At 29.3% G+C, this 15,229-nt stretch carries 13 protein-coding genes and 1 pseudogene; 4 read left to right on the top strand and 10 right to left on the bottom strand.

The annotated features are described in order from the left end of the window. Nucleotides 1–10 precede the first annotated feature (10 nt). The 3 genes from B3630_RS16515 to B3630_RS16505 form a co-directional block, all read right to left on the bottom strand. Nucleotides 11–262 carry a DUF1653 domain-containing protein gene (locus B3630_RS16515; protein WP_346900073.1) on the bottom strand — a complete coding sequence of 84 codons (252 nt, stop codon included), beginning with the start codon at nt 260–262 and terminating at the stop codon, nt 11–13. A 64-nt stretch (nt 263–326) separates the two neighbouring features. After that, complete coding sequence (locus tag B3630_RS16510) at nt 327–689, bottom strand: YccF domain-containing protein (RefSeq protein ID WP_346900071.1); 363 nt, start codon at nt 687–689, stop codon at nt 327–329. Between the two features lie 133 nt (nt 690–822). Continuing rightward, nucleotides 823–996, bottom strand: a complete 174-nt coding sequence (locus tag B3630_RS16505) for a hypothetical protein (protein ID WP_346900069.1) — start codon at nt 994–996, stop codon at nt 823–825. Nucleotides 997–1,317: 321 nt separating this feature from the next. Between B3630_RS16505 and B3630_RS16500 the strand changes: the two genes are divergently transcribed. Together B3630_RS16500 and carB are read left to right on the top strand one after the other, a co-directional pair. Then, nucleotides 1,318–2,382 carry a carbamoyl phosphate synthase small subunit gene (locus tag B3630_RS16500; protein ID WP_346900067.1) on the top strand — a complete coding sequence of 355 codons (1,065 nt, stop codon included), beginning with the start codon at nt 1,318–1,320 and terminating at the stop codon, nt 2,380–2,382. A 46-nt stretch (nt 2,383–2,428) separates the two neighbouring features. Then, nucleotides 2,429–5,635, top strand: a complete 3,207-nt coding sequence (gene carB, locus B3630_RS16495; protein WP_346900065.1) for a carbamoyl-phosphate synthase large subunit — start codon at nt 2,429–2,431, stop codon at nt 5,633–5,635. A gap of 94 nt (nt 5,636–5,729) precedes the next feature. Here carB and B3630_RS16490 read toward each other — a convergent pair whose 3' ends face one another. The 6 genes from B3630_RS16490 to B3630_RS16465 all read right to left on the bottom strand — a co-directional run bounded on the left by B3630_RS16490 (nt 5,730) and on the right by B3630_RS16465 (nt 11,722). After that, the gene (locus B3630_RS16490) at nt 5,730–5,921 is read right to left on the bottom strand and encodes a hypothetical protein (RefSeq protein ID WP_346900063.1); all 192 of its coding nucleotides are present in this window, start codon (nt 5,919–5,921) and stop codon (nt 5,730–5,732) included. 183 nt (nt 5,922–6,104) lie between these two features. Continuing rightward, on the bottom strand, nt 6,105–7,139 hold the full coding sequence (locus B3630_RS16485) for a pyruvate kinase (RefSeq protein ID WP_346900061.1): 1,035 nt from the start codon (nt 7,137–7,139) through the stop codon (nt 6,105–6,107). Nucleotides 7,140–7,486: 347 nt separating this feature from the next. Further along, nucleotides 7,487–8,326 carry a DUF975 family protein gene (locus B3630_RS16480; protein ID WP_346900059.1) on the bottom strand — a complete coding sequence of 280 codons (840 nt, stop codon included), beginning with the start codon at nt 8,324–8,326 and terminating at the stop codon, nt 7,487–7,489. 164 nt (nt 8,327–8,490) lie between these two features. Further along, nucleotides 8,491–9,288, bottom strand: a complete 798-nt coding sequence (locus B3630_RS16475) for an XdhC/CoxI family protein (protein ID WP_346900057.1) — start codon at nt 9,286–9,288, stop codon at nt 8,491–8,493. A 13-nt stretch (nt 9,289–9,301) separates the two neighbouring features. Then, nucleotides 9,302–10,321: a molybdopterin-binding protein gene (locus B3630_RS16470; protein WP_346900055.1), complete on the bottom strand. Its 1,020-nt coding sequence runs from the start codon at nt 10,319–10,321 to the stop codon at nt 9,302–9,304. Nucleotides 10,322–10,426: 105 nt separating this feature from the next. Further along, the gene (locus tag B3630_RS16465; protein WP_346900053.1) at nt 10,427–11,722 is read right to left on the bottom strand and encodes a uracil-xanthine permease family protein; all 1,296 of its coding nucleotides are present in this window, start codon (nt 11,720–11,722) and stop codon (nt 10,427–10,429) included. A 388-nt stretch (nt 11,723–12,110) separates the two neighbouring features. Here B3630_RS16465 and B3630_RS16460 point away from each other — a divergent pair. Both B3630_RS16460 and B3630_RS16455 read left to right on the top strand, forming a co-directional pair. Further along, nucleotides 12,111–12,911, top strand: a pseudogene (locus B3630_RS16460) (hypothetical protein). Nucleotides 12,912–12,994: 83 nt separating this feature from the next. Beyond that, nucleotides 12,995–14,191: a pyridoxal phosphate-dependent aminotransferase gene (locus B3630_RS16455; RefSeq protein WP_346900051.1), complete on the top strand. Its 1,197-nt coding sequence runs from the start codon at nt 12,995–12,997 to the stop codon at nt 14,189–14,191. Nucleotides 14,192–14,290: 99 nt separating this feature from the next. Here B3630_RS16455 and B3630_RS16450 read toward each other — a convergent pair whose 3' ends face one another. Further along, nucleotides 14,291–15,154 (bottom strand): GNAT family N-acetyltransferase, encoded by an 864-nt coding sequence (locus B3630_RS16450; RefSeq protein ID WP_346900049.1) that lies wholly within the window; start codon nt 15,152–15,154, stop codon nt 14,291–14,293. Nucleotides 15,155–15,229 lie beyond the last annotated feature (75 nt).

Here is a 15,229-nt window from a genome sequence, read left to right as displayed (position 1 = left end):
ATTCTTTACTTCAAATATTTTTACTTTCTACTATTATCTCTTGAAATCTATACTTTTGTCCTGTCGGATTCACCTTATTTTTAGGTGCTTCTTCTGTAAACATCTTATATGGTCTTACGAACAACCCACACTCCCCATATAATGCTCTATATAGCACCATCTTTTCTTGTGTTTCTGAATTTATTACAAAATCCTCAAGTAAATATAAATCCCCTTTGAAGTGTCTAAAAATCTTCCCCTTTAATTCTGATATATCTCTCATAACTCCTCCTATACAATTACTTTAATACTACAATAATCATAAATTTAACCTATTAAATCAATTTTTATATTACATCTTTTCCAAATGGTGCTAAAGATAATTTTGCCATTTTTAATGATTGCACAGCAAAAGGTATACCTATTATAGTTATAGACAGTAAAAATGCACTTATTAAATTGGTTATTGCAAGAAGCAAACCTCCAAATATTACCCATAATATATTCAGAAAAAATCCCATACTACTATCATTTGTTGTAATAACTTCTTTTCCGAAAGGTGCAAATTGTAGTTTAGCTAACTTGAAACACTGAATGCCAACTGGTATTCCCACAATAGTTATACACCATAAAAGACCTGTTAAAAACCATTGTAACCCTGCAACTAATCCTCCAAATATAAACCAAATAATATTTCCTAAACAACTCATAATATACTCCTTAAAAACTTCTAATAATTAATATAATATATAATTAATTTATATTTGCAATGGAATTTAATAAAAATTAACAAAAATAAACTTAGATAAAATTAAATTTACCTAAGCTTATTTATAAATATTTTTATTTATCTAAATTTTTATTTACTTTCTCTAAATAATTTGTTTCACTAACAATTTTATTTTCAAAATTTTCTACAGCTCCTTTAGTATAATTACCAATAGCCTTTAAATTTACCCCTTGGAGATTATTATCATTTTTCAAACCATTATTTTTTAAATTATTGTTTTTATTCATTTGTTATCACCTCCTGAATTTATTGTTAGTAATTTTATTAGATTTATTCAGCAAATATTTGCTAAATATTTCATTAAAAATTATATTTTATAATAATATATTTATTTTATTATTGACATTTTAAAAAGTTTTTTATAAAATCAAAAGGACAAATCTACTTTTAAGTTGGTCCAGAGAGGCCAAGAAGGGAGACAGGAATAATGGCTAGAATTATAATTATTTTAAAGAGAAACCCATAGGATAATAAATAGAGCATCTAATAATTTGCTTTGTTTGTTGTCCTTTTGTTATACATTAATTATTTTGATTGGAGGGTTTTTCTTGAAAACAAAAAATACAGAAGCAAAACTTATATTAGAAAACGGAATGAAATTCAAAGGTAAAGCCTTTGGTTACATTGATGATACCGTTGGAGAAGTAGTATTTAATACATCTATGACTGGGTATCAGGAAACTCTTACTGATCCATCTTATTATGGTCAAATTGTAACTATGACCTATCCCTTAATTGGAAATTATGGAATTAATTTAGAGGATATAGAATCTTCTTCTCCAAAAGTTAAGGGTTTTATTGTAAGAGAAAAATCTAATAATCCTTCAAACTTCAGATGTGAGATGGAGTTAGATGGGTATCTTATAGAAAACAAGATTTTTGGACTAGAAGGTATTGATACAAGGGCCCTTACGAAAATTCTTAGGGACCATGGATCAATGAAGGGTTATATAACGACTAAAAACTTATCCTTAGAAGATATAAAGGATAAGCTGGAAAAATTTCAAAATGATGATGCTGTGTATAAAGTATCTACTGATGAAATATATGAAATACCAGGCAGTGGACCACATGTTGCCGTTATGGATTTTGGAGTTAAATCAAATATCTTGAGAAGTTTTAAAGAAAGAAATTGTAGATTAACTGTGTTTCCAGCTACCTCAAAGGCTGAAGAAATTCTTTCTACAAACCCTGATTTAATATTTCTATCTAATGGTCCTGGAGACCCTATGAAATTAGATAATATAGTTAAAGAAGTAGTAAAATTAGCAACTTCAAAACCTACTTGCGGAATTTGCCTTGGACATCAACTTTTAGCTTGGGCCTTTGGTGGAGAAACTAGCAAACTAAAGTTTGGTCATAGAGGATCTAATCACCCAGTAAAAGATATTATATCAAGTAAGGTATACATAACTAGTCAAAATCATGGCTACTATGTTTCTAAGTTACCTGTTGATATGGACATAACTCATGTTAGTGTAAATGACGGCACCTTAGAAGGTATGATGCATAAAAAATTGCCAGTAGCAAGTGTACAATATCATCCAGAAGCATCACCAGGACCTAAAGAAAATAATGTTATATTTGATAGTTTTTTAAGCTTAATAAAATAAATTACATTAAGAAAGACAGTGAGCTTTCATGTAGGAGGAATAATCAATGAGTAAGAGAAATGATATAAAAAAAGTATTAATAATAGGATCTGGTCCAATTGTAATAGGACAATCAGCTGAATTCGACTATTCTGGAACTCAAGCTTGTAGAGCACTTATTGAAGAAGGGATAGAAACCATACTAATAAACTCTAACCCTGCAACCATAATGACTGACAAGGAAGTGGCAAATAAAATATATATAGAGCCATTAACTACTGAGTTTATTGAGAAAATTATAGTAAAAGAAAAACCAGACAGCATTTTATCAGGTATGGGTGGACAAACAGGTTTAAATCTAACTATAGAACTTGCTGAAAAAGGTATATTAGATAAATATGGAGTTAAAATCATAGGAACTTCTGTAAAATCTATAAAAAAAGGTGAAGACAGAGATTTATTTAAGGCATTAATGGAAAAAATCAACGAACCCGTTATTGAGTCAGATATAGTAAATGATGTAGATTCTGGAGTTAACTTTGCTAAAAAGATTGGTTACCCTGTAATTGTAAGACCTGCCTACACCCTTGGTGGTACTGGTGGTGGTATTGCAGATACTGAAGAAGAACTAATTACCATATTAGATAGCGGTCTTTATCTTAGCCCTGTAAAACAAGTTCTTATAGAAAAAAGTATTAAAGGATGGAAGGAAGTTGAATATGAAGTTATGCGTGATTCTCATGGGAATTGCATAACAGTATGCAATATGGAAAACATAGATCCCGTTGGTGTTCATACAGGAGATTCCATAGTTATTGCTCCGTCTCAAACTCTTTCTGACAAAGAATATCAAATGCTTAGGACTTCAGCCTTAAAAATAATAGACGAAGTAGGAATTATTGGAGGTTGTAATGTACAGTTTGCTTTAAATCCTAATAGTTTTGAGTATGCTGTAATTGAAATAAACCCTAGAGTTTCTCGTTCTTCTGCCCTTGCATCAAAGGCTACAGGATATCCTATAGCTAAGGTAGCTGCAAAAATCAGCCTTGGATATACCCTAGATGAAATTGTAAATTCCGTTACTGGTAAAACAATGGCTTCCTTTGAGCCAGCTCTTGATTATGTAGTTGTAAAAATACCAAAATGGCCTTTTGATAAATTTAAAAATGCCAATAAATCCTTAGGAACCAAAATGATGGCAACGGGGGAAATTATGGCTATAGGATCAAATTTTGAGGCTGCCTTCCTAAAAGGAATTCGCTCCTTAGAAATAGGAAAATATGTGTTAGATCATAAACCATCTCAGGAAAAAACCTTATCTCAGCTAAAGAGTAGCGTAATGGTGCCAGATGATGAAAGAATCTTTGATCTAGCTGAAATGCTTAGAAGAAAATATCTAGTGGAGAAGTTATCAGAGGTTACAGGAATAAATACCTTCTTTATAAATAAAATAAAATGGATAGTAGAACAAGAAGAATTCTTAAAAACTGCTAAGTTAGAAGATTTAAACAAAGATTATCTAAAACTATTAAAGAAAAAGGGTTTTTCAGACAAAGGTATTGCAGACTTAATGGATATTAGCCCTATAGAATTGTATACTCTTAGAAATCTGTATAACATTATGCCAACCTATAAGATGGTAGATACTTGCGCTGGAGAGTTTGATGCTATATCACCATACTACTATTCAACCTATGAAGAATTTGACGAAGTGGTTGTATCTGATAAAAGAAAAGTAATGGTTATAGGTTCAGGTCCTATTAGAATTGGACAAGGAATAGAGTTTGATTACTGCTCTGTTCATGCTGTTAGAGCTCTTAAGAAAAAAGGCATTGAAACTATAATTGTAAATAACAACCCAGAAACTGTATCAACGGACTTTGATATATCAGATAAACTTTACTTTGAACCTCTAACTGAAGAAGATGTACTCAACATAATCAACAAGGAAAAACCTGAAGGTGTAATTCTTCAATTTGGTGGTCAAACTGCTATAAAATTATCTAAGTTTCTAAGAGAAAATGGAATTAAGATTTTAGGTACTGATGCTGACGGTATAGATAGGGCCGAAGATAGAGAAAGATTTGATGCTATGCTTGAAAATCTTGATATTAATAGACCTAAAGGAATTGCAGTATGGAACCTTGATGAAGGAATTGTTGGTGCTGAGAACCTTGGATATCCTGTACTTGTTAGACCTTCTTATGTATTAGGAGGTCAAGGTATGGAAATCACCTATAGAGAAAAGGAACTTAAAAAGTATTTGGAGAATTCTTTTAAAAGAGATCATAAAAATCCTGTTTTGATTGATAGATACTTAGTTGGTAGAGAGATTGAAGTGGATGCTATCTGTGATGGTAAAAGTATTTTAATTCCAGGAATTATGGAACACCTTGAAAAAGCCGGAGTCCACTCTGGAGATTCTATAAGCATATATCCTTCTCAAAATATATCTTACAAATCTAAGAAAACTATCTTTGAATATACAAAGAAGATTGCTTTAGAGCTTAAAGTTCTTGGGATGATAAATATTCAGTTCATTGAGTTTGAAGGAGAAATTTTTATCATAGAAGTTAATCCTAGAGCTTCTCGTACAGTTCCATATATAAGTAAGGTTACTAATGTTCCTATAGTTGAATTAGCTACTCGCGCCATGCTTGGAGAATCTCTAGAAAATATGGGATATAAGGAACAAATATGTGCTGAACCTAATTTTGTAACTGTAAAAGTACCTATATTCTCTACTGAAAAGCTTCCAAAGGTTGAAGTAAGTCTTGGACCTGAAATGAGATCTACTGGAGAAGTACTTGGTGTAGGACATACCTTTGATGAAGCTATGATGAAGGGTTTCTTGGCTGCCAAAAGACCAATTTTAAAGTCTGGAGACAAATTACTAGCAACCATAAATAATAGTGACAAAGATGAATTCTTAATACTAGCTAAAGAAATGAACTTACTTGGCTGTCAGATAGTAGCCACAGAAGGAACTGCAAAAATGCTTCAAATTGAAGGTATAGATGCAAAAATAGTTAATAAAATTGGTGAAGGAAAACCTGATATAGTAGATTTTATCAGAAATAAATCTATAAATATGATAGTTAATACACCAACTAGAGGAAATGACTCTCAGCGCGACGGCTTTAAACTTAGAAGAACAGCTGTAGAATCAGGAGTTTCATTAATGACTTCTCTCGATACCTTAAGAGCAATGGTAACAGTAATGAAACGAGGATTGAAAGTTAAAGATTTAGATATATTTAACTTAGGAAAATAGTTTATATAATTTTTCATTAATATATGTTTAAAAGCAATAGACAAAATTAAGTCTATTGCTTTTGTTCTACATTTTAAATAATTATAAGGATTTATTAGTTATACATGAATAAATCAATAAATCCACCACAATCAAGTGTTTGATTAGAATCAGTTGTTGTCAATTCTCTAAAAGGACATTCTTCACATTCATTATGAGTACATTGAATTTTTGATAATTCTTCTGTTAATCTAGCAATTTCATTATATATTTCTTGTATCTTTTCCTTCTGTAAATCTTTATTCATAATAATCCCCCCTATATGCTTAGGTTAGTGTAGAGTTTTTACACTATCTATATTTAATTATATCATCGAACCCCATGTAAATATATAGAATTGATGCCTAAAATATAACTAAACTAGATTAAATAGTGAATTAATTCTAAAATGAAGATAGATATAATTTTCATATTCATCTTCATTCTTTTCTTAACTAAGATAACTATATTTATCTATAAATTCTTTAGTAAATCTTATAACATGCAGAGGATTTTTACCTACCCCAACTTCTCCAGCTAGCATAATTCCATCCACTTTATTTTTTATAAAATTATATAAATCATCTAATTCAGGAATTTTAGGTTTTCGAGTACTCCTCATAGAATCTAACACATAGGTTGCGATTATAAGCTCCTTTTTTTCAGATTTCATCTTTTCTATTATTTCATCCTGAACAAACGGAATTTCCATTATGTCCAATTCAGAGAATAAATCTCCCCTACCTAGCATAATTCCATCAACAGATTTTAAAATAGAATCAAAATTAAGAATTCCCTCTTTACACTCTATTTTTGCCCAAATTTTAGGCATAATAATTTGAGGATTATATTTCTTTACTTTTTTTATATATTCCTTTAATTCTAAAATATCAGATTCTCTCGTAACATAGGAAAGACATATTATATCCACACCACTTAATAGTCCAAATTCAATATCCTTCTTATCCTTCATGGTTAACGTCATTCCCGACCTATCAATTCCCGGAGCATTTAACCCCTTCTCACCTCTAACCATGCCACCTAAAACAACTTCTGCCTTTATTGCCTCTTTATCCTTAAGCTTTCCTACAACATTAAATTCCATCGTTCCATCCTTCATAAGGATTTTTTTACAGCTAGAAAGCCACGTAAATTGTCCTTGAAAAGAAATTGGAATTAATGTATTCTTTGCACTATGTCTAAGATTTTCTTTAAAAAATTCTTCACTACAAAAATATACGGTCTCTCCAAAGTTAACCCTTAATTGGCCATTAAACAAATTAGATACTCTAATTTTATTTCCCTGCAAATCTTGAATAATAGAAATATCAGGATAATTCTCCTTCATATACTTAATTTGTTTTTTTGCTGTATCATTTTCTATATGAGAAAAATTCAATCTCATAGAATTCATTCCTGAATTTACAAACTTATCTAAATCATTTAAGGTCTTAACATTAGGACCTATTGAACATACTATCTTCATTTCATCACCTAATCATTCATTTATATTTATCCAATACATAACTAATTAATATATTTTATCTTTAATGTAATCTATTATAAATCTATCATCTTTATTCATAACAAACAATATCATTCACATACAATCTTAAATCTTGAAGCAATATTTTTTAAATTTAGGCTTTAGTTTATTTACTTCTAATTATACTTAATAATAAAAATCCAAAGAACTCCTTTGGATTTAAGTTGATATACATATTCTTTAATTATGATATAAACCTAGTTAAAATTTAATTCACTCTAAATGCTGAGTTATTGTATAAGTAATCTCATTCATATCTAATTTATATAGATATATAAACCATAGTGTTAATTTAATGGATTAATTTCATTATATATAGGTTTATTATTATATCCAGATATTTCATTAAAGAAATTTAAAGATGTTGTATTTATATATGGTACTAGCCATAGAAAACCAATTGATGCAATGAAAGGTAATATAGTAATGAGAGTTTCATTAAATGAAAAAACTGCAATAATAGCTACAACTATAACTGGTACAATACATAAAATAGCCCAGCCTAAAAAGCTAAGGTATAGTACAAATAAACTCCATACATTCCCTTTCATTAATTTAAAACTTTCTTTTATACACTGAATTACACCCTTACTATTATCTTCACATACTAAAATCACTGCTGGGAATAAATATAAACCCAAAATAATTATTGGTATACATAAAACTAACGTAACCAGAACAATCATGGTTGTCATGCCTTCAAAAGATGGAATAGAGTTACCTGATAAAGAACCCATAAATATCTGGTTACTATAATGAATTGTTATAAATCCTACAACTATACCAATAATAATTATTATTGGTATGTACATTAATACTATTAAAAGTTGTATACCCGTACCTTTTCCCCAAGTCTTACCTGAGATAAGTATATCAGAAAATTTAACTTTCTTATCCCTAGAAATTTTAAGATAAAATGAATTACTCATAATTGCTATACTTAAGCTTACTATTATGCTCATAACTGTTATCAGAAGTGATGGTCCTATAGTATCTTTAAAAGTCTCAGAACCAAGACTTATACTTCCTTGAATCACAAAGATTATTAGTGTTATTAAGACCGGTATCTTCCACTGCCCCCTTAATTGATCTTTAGATTTACTTTTTAAAGCTTTCCGATTTACCATTGTTTTCCCCCTTAAAACTCCCTTTTATTTATATATTAATAAAATACAATATTGCCTATCATACTTTACTTTTTTACAAATAAAATTAACCCTTATATAATTAAAATATTATGAACATATTGATTATATTACAATAATTCGATATAAATTTTTTTCTCTCTATATTATTGTAATTTTTTATGAGTCAGTTTTCCATTATTTATAACTAATGAAATTTCTGCCATTATAGATAATGCTATATCTTCTGGTCTTTCACCACCTAATTCTATGCCAATAGGTGCATATACTTTATTCAACAAATTTTTCTTAAATCCTTCATCTAATAATTTATAAATAGTTTTTTTCACCTTGACTTTACTTCCTATCATACCAATATAATTTGCTTCAGTATCTATAACAGTTTTTAAAGCTTCATAGTCATGGAAATGTCCCCTAGTTATAATCACTATACTGCATTGATTATTTATAGGATATTTTTTTAAACTTTCTTTAATATCTCCTAGTAAAAGCTCATCAGCCAATTTAAATCTTTGCTCATTACAATATTCTTTCCTATCCTCAAAAACTACAATATCATATCCTAATACATTAGCTATAAAATGTAGTGGCAACGCAATATGTCCTCCACCAACTATAAGAAGTTTACGCTTAGGCATTAATACTTTTATATATACTTCAATGTTTCCTCCACAAACCATATTAAGCTCTTTATTATCTTCATTCAAACTATATTCGTATCTACCACTTCTTTGTGTTTCTATAGCTTCTATACTAGATTTTATAATTTCATCTTCAACTGCACCTCCACCTATAGTACCAATTACAGTACCATCTCTTAGAACTCCCATCATGGTACCTTCTCCCCTAGGTGAAGATCCACAAGCCTTAGTAATTATAGAAAGAGCTACAAAATTCCCATTCTTCACTTGCTCATTCACTTCTTCGAGTAAAGTAATACTCATATAAAATACCTCCCTATTTCCCAAATGGACAAATTGGATAATGACATATATTACATTTTAAACAAAGGCCTCCGTGAGATAACTCACTTATTTCTCTTTTACTAATTTTATCCTTTGCCATTATCCTAGGAAGTAAAACATCAAATACAGTTATTTTAGAGAACATTCCACAAGCTGGAATCCCAACATAAGTTATATCATCACTATATGCTAACATAAACATAGCTCCTGGTATTACTGGAGATCCATAGGTAATTATCTCTGAAGCTACTTTTTCAATAGCTACAGGTGTTAAATCATCTGCATCTACTGACATTCCCCCACTGCATATTATTAAACTGCATCCTCTAGACTTAAATATCTCTATAGCATTAGTTATTTTTTCTAAATTATCTGGAACAAATATGACATCTTCAACAACAGCTTTGTAATTACTAACCTTTTCCTTAAGTATTGGAGCAAATTTATCAGTAATGAAGCCTTCATAAACTTCCGTACCAGTAATAACTATTCCTACCTTCTGAACTTTAAAAGGTATTATGTCTATAATCCCTGATACATTTCTTAATATATCCTTAACTTGATTAATATATCTTTTTTCTACAACTAAAGGTGTTACTTTTGTAGCAGAAACAATTGTATCCTTCTTTACAACAGTATTATTGTGTAATGTACTTACCACAATGTTTTTAATATAATTAATTTCATATAACAGACTAGTGTTAATTTTCAAAAGTCCATCCCGGGCAGCTAAAATATTTACTTTTCCCTCACTAGGTGATTTAAGGTAGGTATTTTCTCCTCCAATTGCTTGTCCTAACTCTAAAGCTGCCTGGTCTTCATGAAGCATTTCTGAATTCATTTCAATAATATAAATGTGATTTTTCCCTATAAACTTCAACTCTTCTATATCTTTTGCTTCTATTATATGTCCTTTTTTAAAAGCAGCACCCTTGAATTGCCCAGGTACTATCTTAGTTAAATCATGGGCCACCACCATCCCAATAGCATCTTCAACTTTAACTTTTTTCATTTTCACACCCCCATGTTATATTTTATTATATTATACCATGATATGTAAAAAAATACCACTTAATACATAGTCTTTGTATTAAGTGATATTTCAATGAATGCATAGTTAAGCTACATATTCATTTCTATTTTCTTCTTTTTCACTTTTAAAATTTAAAATCATATTTAGTATAACCCCTACAAGAGCTGCTAAGCTTACGCCTGTTATTTTAACAGATGCACCAACTGGAATTCCAATTGATATACCAGTGTATTTTTCTAAATTAGTAGTACCAAGACCAATTATTATTATAGTAGCTATTACTACAATGTTTTTCCAATCAAAAGTTACATCTCCATTTTTAATAGTTTTAAATCCTATTAATGCAATCATTCCAAATAGCATGATACTAATACCACCCATAACAGCGCTAGGGATAGATAATAGTAATCCTCCTAATTTAGCTACAAAACCTAAGATGATAGCAAATATTGCTGTAATTCTTATTATTGATGGGTCATAATTTTTTGTTAATGCTAAAACTCCAGTATTCTCTCCGTAAGTTGTATTTGCTGGTCCTCCAATAAATGAAGAAAACATAGTTGCAAGTCCATCTCCTAATAGGGTTCTATTAAGACCAGGATCTTCAATGAAGTTTTTGCCCACTACTTGTCCGTTTGTACTAATATCACCAACATGCTCCATTAATACAGCTAACACTACTGGGGCAATTGTAAGGATAGATGCCATATCAAATTTAGGAAAGTTAAAGCTAGGTATCGCTAAAAATGCTGCCTTAGATATTATGCTAGTATCTACTATATTAAAAATCAATGAGAGTATATACCCTGATGATACTGCAATAAGTATAGCTAATTGTTTTGAAAAACCTTTTCCAAATAAGTTAATTGATAATGCTATAGATAAAGTTATCCCTGCTATAATAAAATTATCACTAGCCATTCCTATAGCTGTAGGTACAAGGTTTAATCCTATAACTATTATCATAGGTCCTACTACTTGGGCCGGAAGGAATCTTTTTATAGTGGTTACTCCAATTTTCTTAACTAGAAATGAAATTATTACATAAATAAAACCTGCAACTAACAATCCGCCTTGTGCATATGCTAAATCTCCGCCATTTAATTCTCCCGCAGCTATTATTACCGGTATAAATGCGAAGGAAGATCCAAGAAATACTGGAACTTTTCCTTTCGTACAAAGGTGAAATATCAAAGTACCACATCCTGCGGCAACAAGAGCAACTGAAGGGTCAAGTCCTGTAAGTACAGGTACTAGAACCGTTGCACCAAACATAGCAATTAAGTGCTGCATAGCAAGTACCATTCTTTTAGTCTCTTCCTTAATAGATCTCTTTGCCAATGTTTCTTCTGCTTCTTTTTTTAATGTTATTTCTGACATATAAAGCCTCCTTAATATTTTTAATATTAGGAGAAATTTCTTTCTCCCCTTTCAGTATCCCAGTACTGATTAAAAGGTATATAAATAAAAAAACTTCTTACTTTCGCAAGAAGTTATATACAGAAATATAGTGTGCCCTGTAATTATATCTACCTTCTTGCCAGCCTCTCTGGACTGATTTAAAGAAATATTTTATTATTTAATTTATTCTTTAGGTTATTGTACTACTTTTTCACTCAAATAACAAGTATTTTTAAGATTTATTTTATTACTCTTTCCACTATATTAAAATATCTTGAAAAAACATGCAAATAAGTTATAATAAAATCATGGTACATAAGATAAATAGTATAACTGATTTTAAAACATAATTATGGGGGGTGTATATATGAACATACGTTATGCGAATAGGACTTCAAATTTAAAAGCATCTGAAATAAGAGAACTTTTAAAATTGACTGAAAAGCCAGAAATTATTTCTTTTTCAGGTGGATTACCAGCACCTGAATTATTTCCTTTAGATAAACTAAACGAAGTATCATCAAAGGTTATAAAAGAAAAAGGTCAAGTAGCTCTACAATATGCTTCTACTGATGGTTACATGCCTTTGAGAGAACTAATTGTAAAAGAAAGAATAGCGCCTACAGGAGTAAAATGCGATACTTCAAATGTTATGCTAACTAATAGTTCTCATAAAGGTTTAAAGTTTTCTGCAAAGCTTTTCATAAATAAAGGAGCACACTATTGCATGTGAGAGTCCAAGCTATCTTGGAGCTTTAAATGCATTTCTAGCTTATGGTCCTAAATTCTTAGAATACCAGTGGATAAAAATGTTATAATTGTACAATAATTAGAAAATGGAAACCACAATATAGAAATAATTTATACTATTTCATATTTTCAAAATCCAAGTGGAATTACATGAAAAAATATTTTCCTGAAGACGTTAAATACACTTATCCTTCAGGAGCGTTGTTTACTTGGGTTGAATTAAGAAAAGATTTAGATTCTGCTTCTATTATAGAAGATGCTCTAAAAGAGAATGTGGCCTATGTACCTGGTGCTTCTTTCTTCCCTAATGGTGGAAAAAAATTTCTTTAGATTAAATTACTCTAATATGCCAGAAGATAAAATCGTAGAAGGAATAAAAAGATTATGTAAAGTTCTTCATAAATATTATACAAAATAGAAACAATATATAATGTATACTAGTACAATAATGAAAATAAATAAACTTAAATATTTATTCATATTATTTTAGGAGGAGTTAAAATGGAATTTTCAAAAAGAATACTGGCTATGGGATATTCACCTATTAGAAAACTGGCACCATATGGAGCTGAAGCTACACGTAAAGGAGTAAAAATATATCATCTAAATATTGGTCAACCTGATATTGAAACTCCAAAGGAGTTCATGGAAGGAATTAACAACTATAAAGATGATGTGCTTAAATATGCTCAATCTCAAGGAATAGATGAAGCAATTAATAGTTTTATTAAATATTATAAAGAATGGGATATAGATTTTGAATCTAATGAAGTTCTTATTACTAATGGAGGTTCTGAAGCTATTTCTTTAGCATTAACAGCAATTTGTGATGTAGACGATGAAGTAATTATACCAGAGCCTTTCTATACTAATTATGCAGGATTTGCACAAGGTGCTGGCGTAAAAGTAGTACCTTTTATAACTAAAGCTGAAGAAGGCTTCCATCTACCAGGAAAGGAGGTTATAATATCTAAAATAACTCCTAAAACTAAAGCAATCATGGTTTCTAACCCTGGAAATCCAACTGGAGTTGTTTACACTGAAAATGAAATAAGAATGCTTGCTGATATATGTAAAGAAAATAACCTATTCCTTATTGCAGATGAGGTATATAGAGAGTTTGTTTATGATGGATTAAAATACACTTCTGCTCTTTATATGGAAGATATTAAAGATAGAGTAATTTTAATAGATAGCATATCTAAACGCTATAGTGCATGTGGTGCAAGAATTGGTTTAGTAGCTTCTAAGAATAAAGAACTTATAAGTCAAATTATGAAAATATGTCAAGTTAGACTATGTGTTCCAACTATAGAACAATTAGCAGCAGCAAATTTAATCAATACTCCTAAAGAATACTTTATTAACGTTAAAAAAGAGTATGAATCAAGAAGAAACATTCTGTTTGAAAAGCTTTCAAAAATGCCAGGTGTTATATGCAAAAAACCTACTGGGGCATTTTATATAGTAGCAAAACTTCCAATAAAAAGTGGAGAAGATTTTGCAAAATGGTTACTTACAGACTATAATTATAATAATAAAACTGTTATGGTTGCTCCTGCAGAAGGTTTCTATGCAACAGAAGGTCTTGGTATGGATGAAATAAGATTATCTTATTGTTTAAATACTGAAGCTTTAGCTGATGCAATGGACATATTAGAAAGAGCTTTAGCTGAATATGTAAAAATTGAAAAATAATAATAAAAAAAGAAATTAAGNNCTTAATTTCTTTTTTTATTATATTTGCTCTTAATAATTATAAAGTATAGTTCTATATTTACTACATTAATTATTATATTAAAATGAATCTATATTATCTTTCTTATACTCATGGTAAATATCTATTGTTTTAAACCCTTCACCTATATATAAATTTGCAGCTTCTATATTCTTTTTATCACATTTAAGATATATTTTACCATTACCAAGATCATGAGCTATATTCACTATATGTTTAAGTAGCTTCTTTCCATAACCTTTACCTCTATATTCAGGCAAAATTCCAAAGTTAGCTATATAAATTTTTGAATCTTTTTTTATTAATTGCCCGTACCCTACATGAACCCCTTTATGTTTAATAAAAATACATCCTTCTGGAATATAATAATTTTGATATTTTTCGTATATAATATCCTCTTTATTTATAGACTGTCTATTAGCTGAATCAAAAACTTTATTCTGAATTAAACACCTATATTTTTCATCTTTTCCTTCTTTAAATGTTGCAAAAGAAATATTTTCATCATTATTTTGTTCTTCATAGGAACTTATATCTCTTTCCATTTCAATAATAGTTCTTTCTACACTAAATCCTAGTTCAATCAATAAAGTTGTATTCAAGTTATTATTTTCACTAATTATAATTGAATTACAACTATTGAAAAACTTAAAAACTTCTTTATAATACTCAAAAGTACTATATTCAGGAATAAACTTTATACAGTGTATTTTATATACTTGATATTGAAGTTTACTATACCATAAAAACCCTATATATTTTTGTTGAGATTTTATATACTTGATATTTTTTCCCAAAAGAAGTTTTTTAAATATATTCTTATTTGTACATATATCTATGAGTTCTTCTTTATACTCATTAGTAATATCAAACTCATTTATAAAATTAAAATTTGAATTATTTAATGTTTCTAATCTATACATAAATCCATCTACCTCATACTTTTGAATCTATATATATATTATAATCCAAATTTAAATAATATAACCATTTTTAGT

Origin of the sequence: Clostridium sp. UBA7503, from assembly GCF_002477055.1 — a bacterium.
Classification (GTDB): domain Bacteria; phylum Bacillota; class Clostridia; order Clostridiales; family Clostridiaceae; genus Clostridium_J; species Clostridium_J sulfidigenes.
The sequence above is the reverse complement of the archived record's forward strand: the minus strand, read 5'-3'. Positions and strand labels throughout refer to the sequence as shown.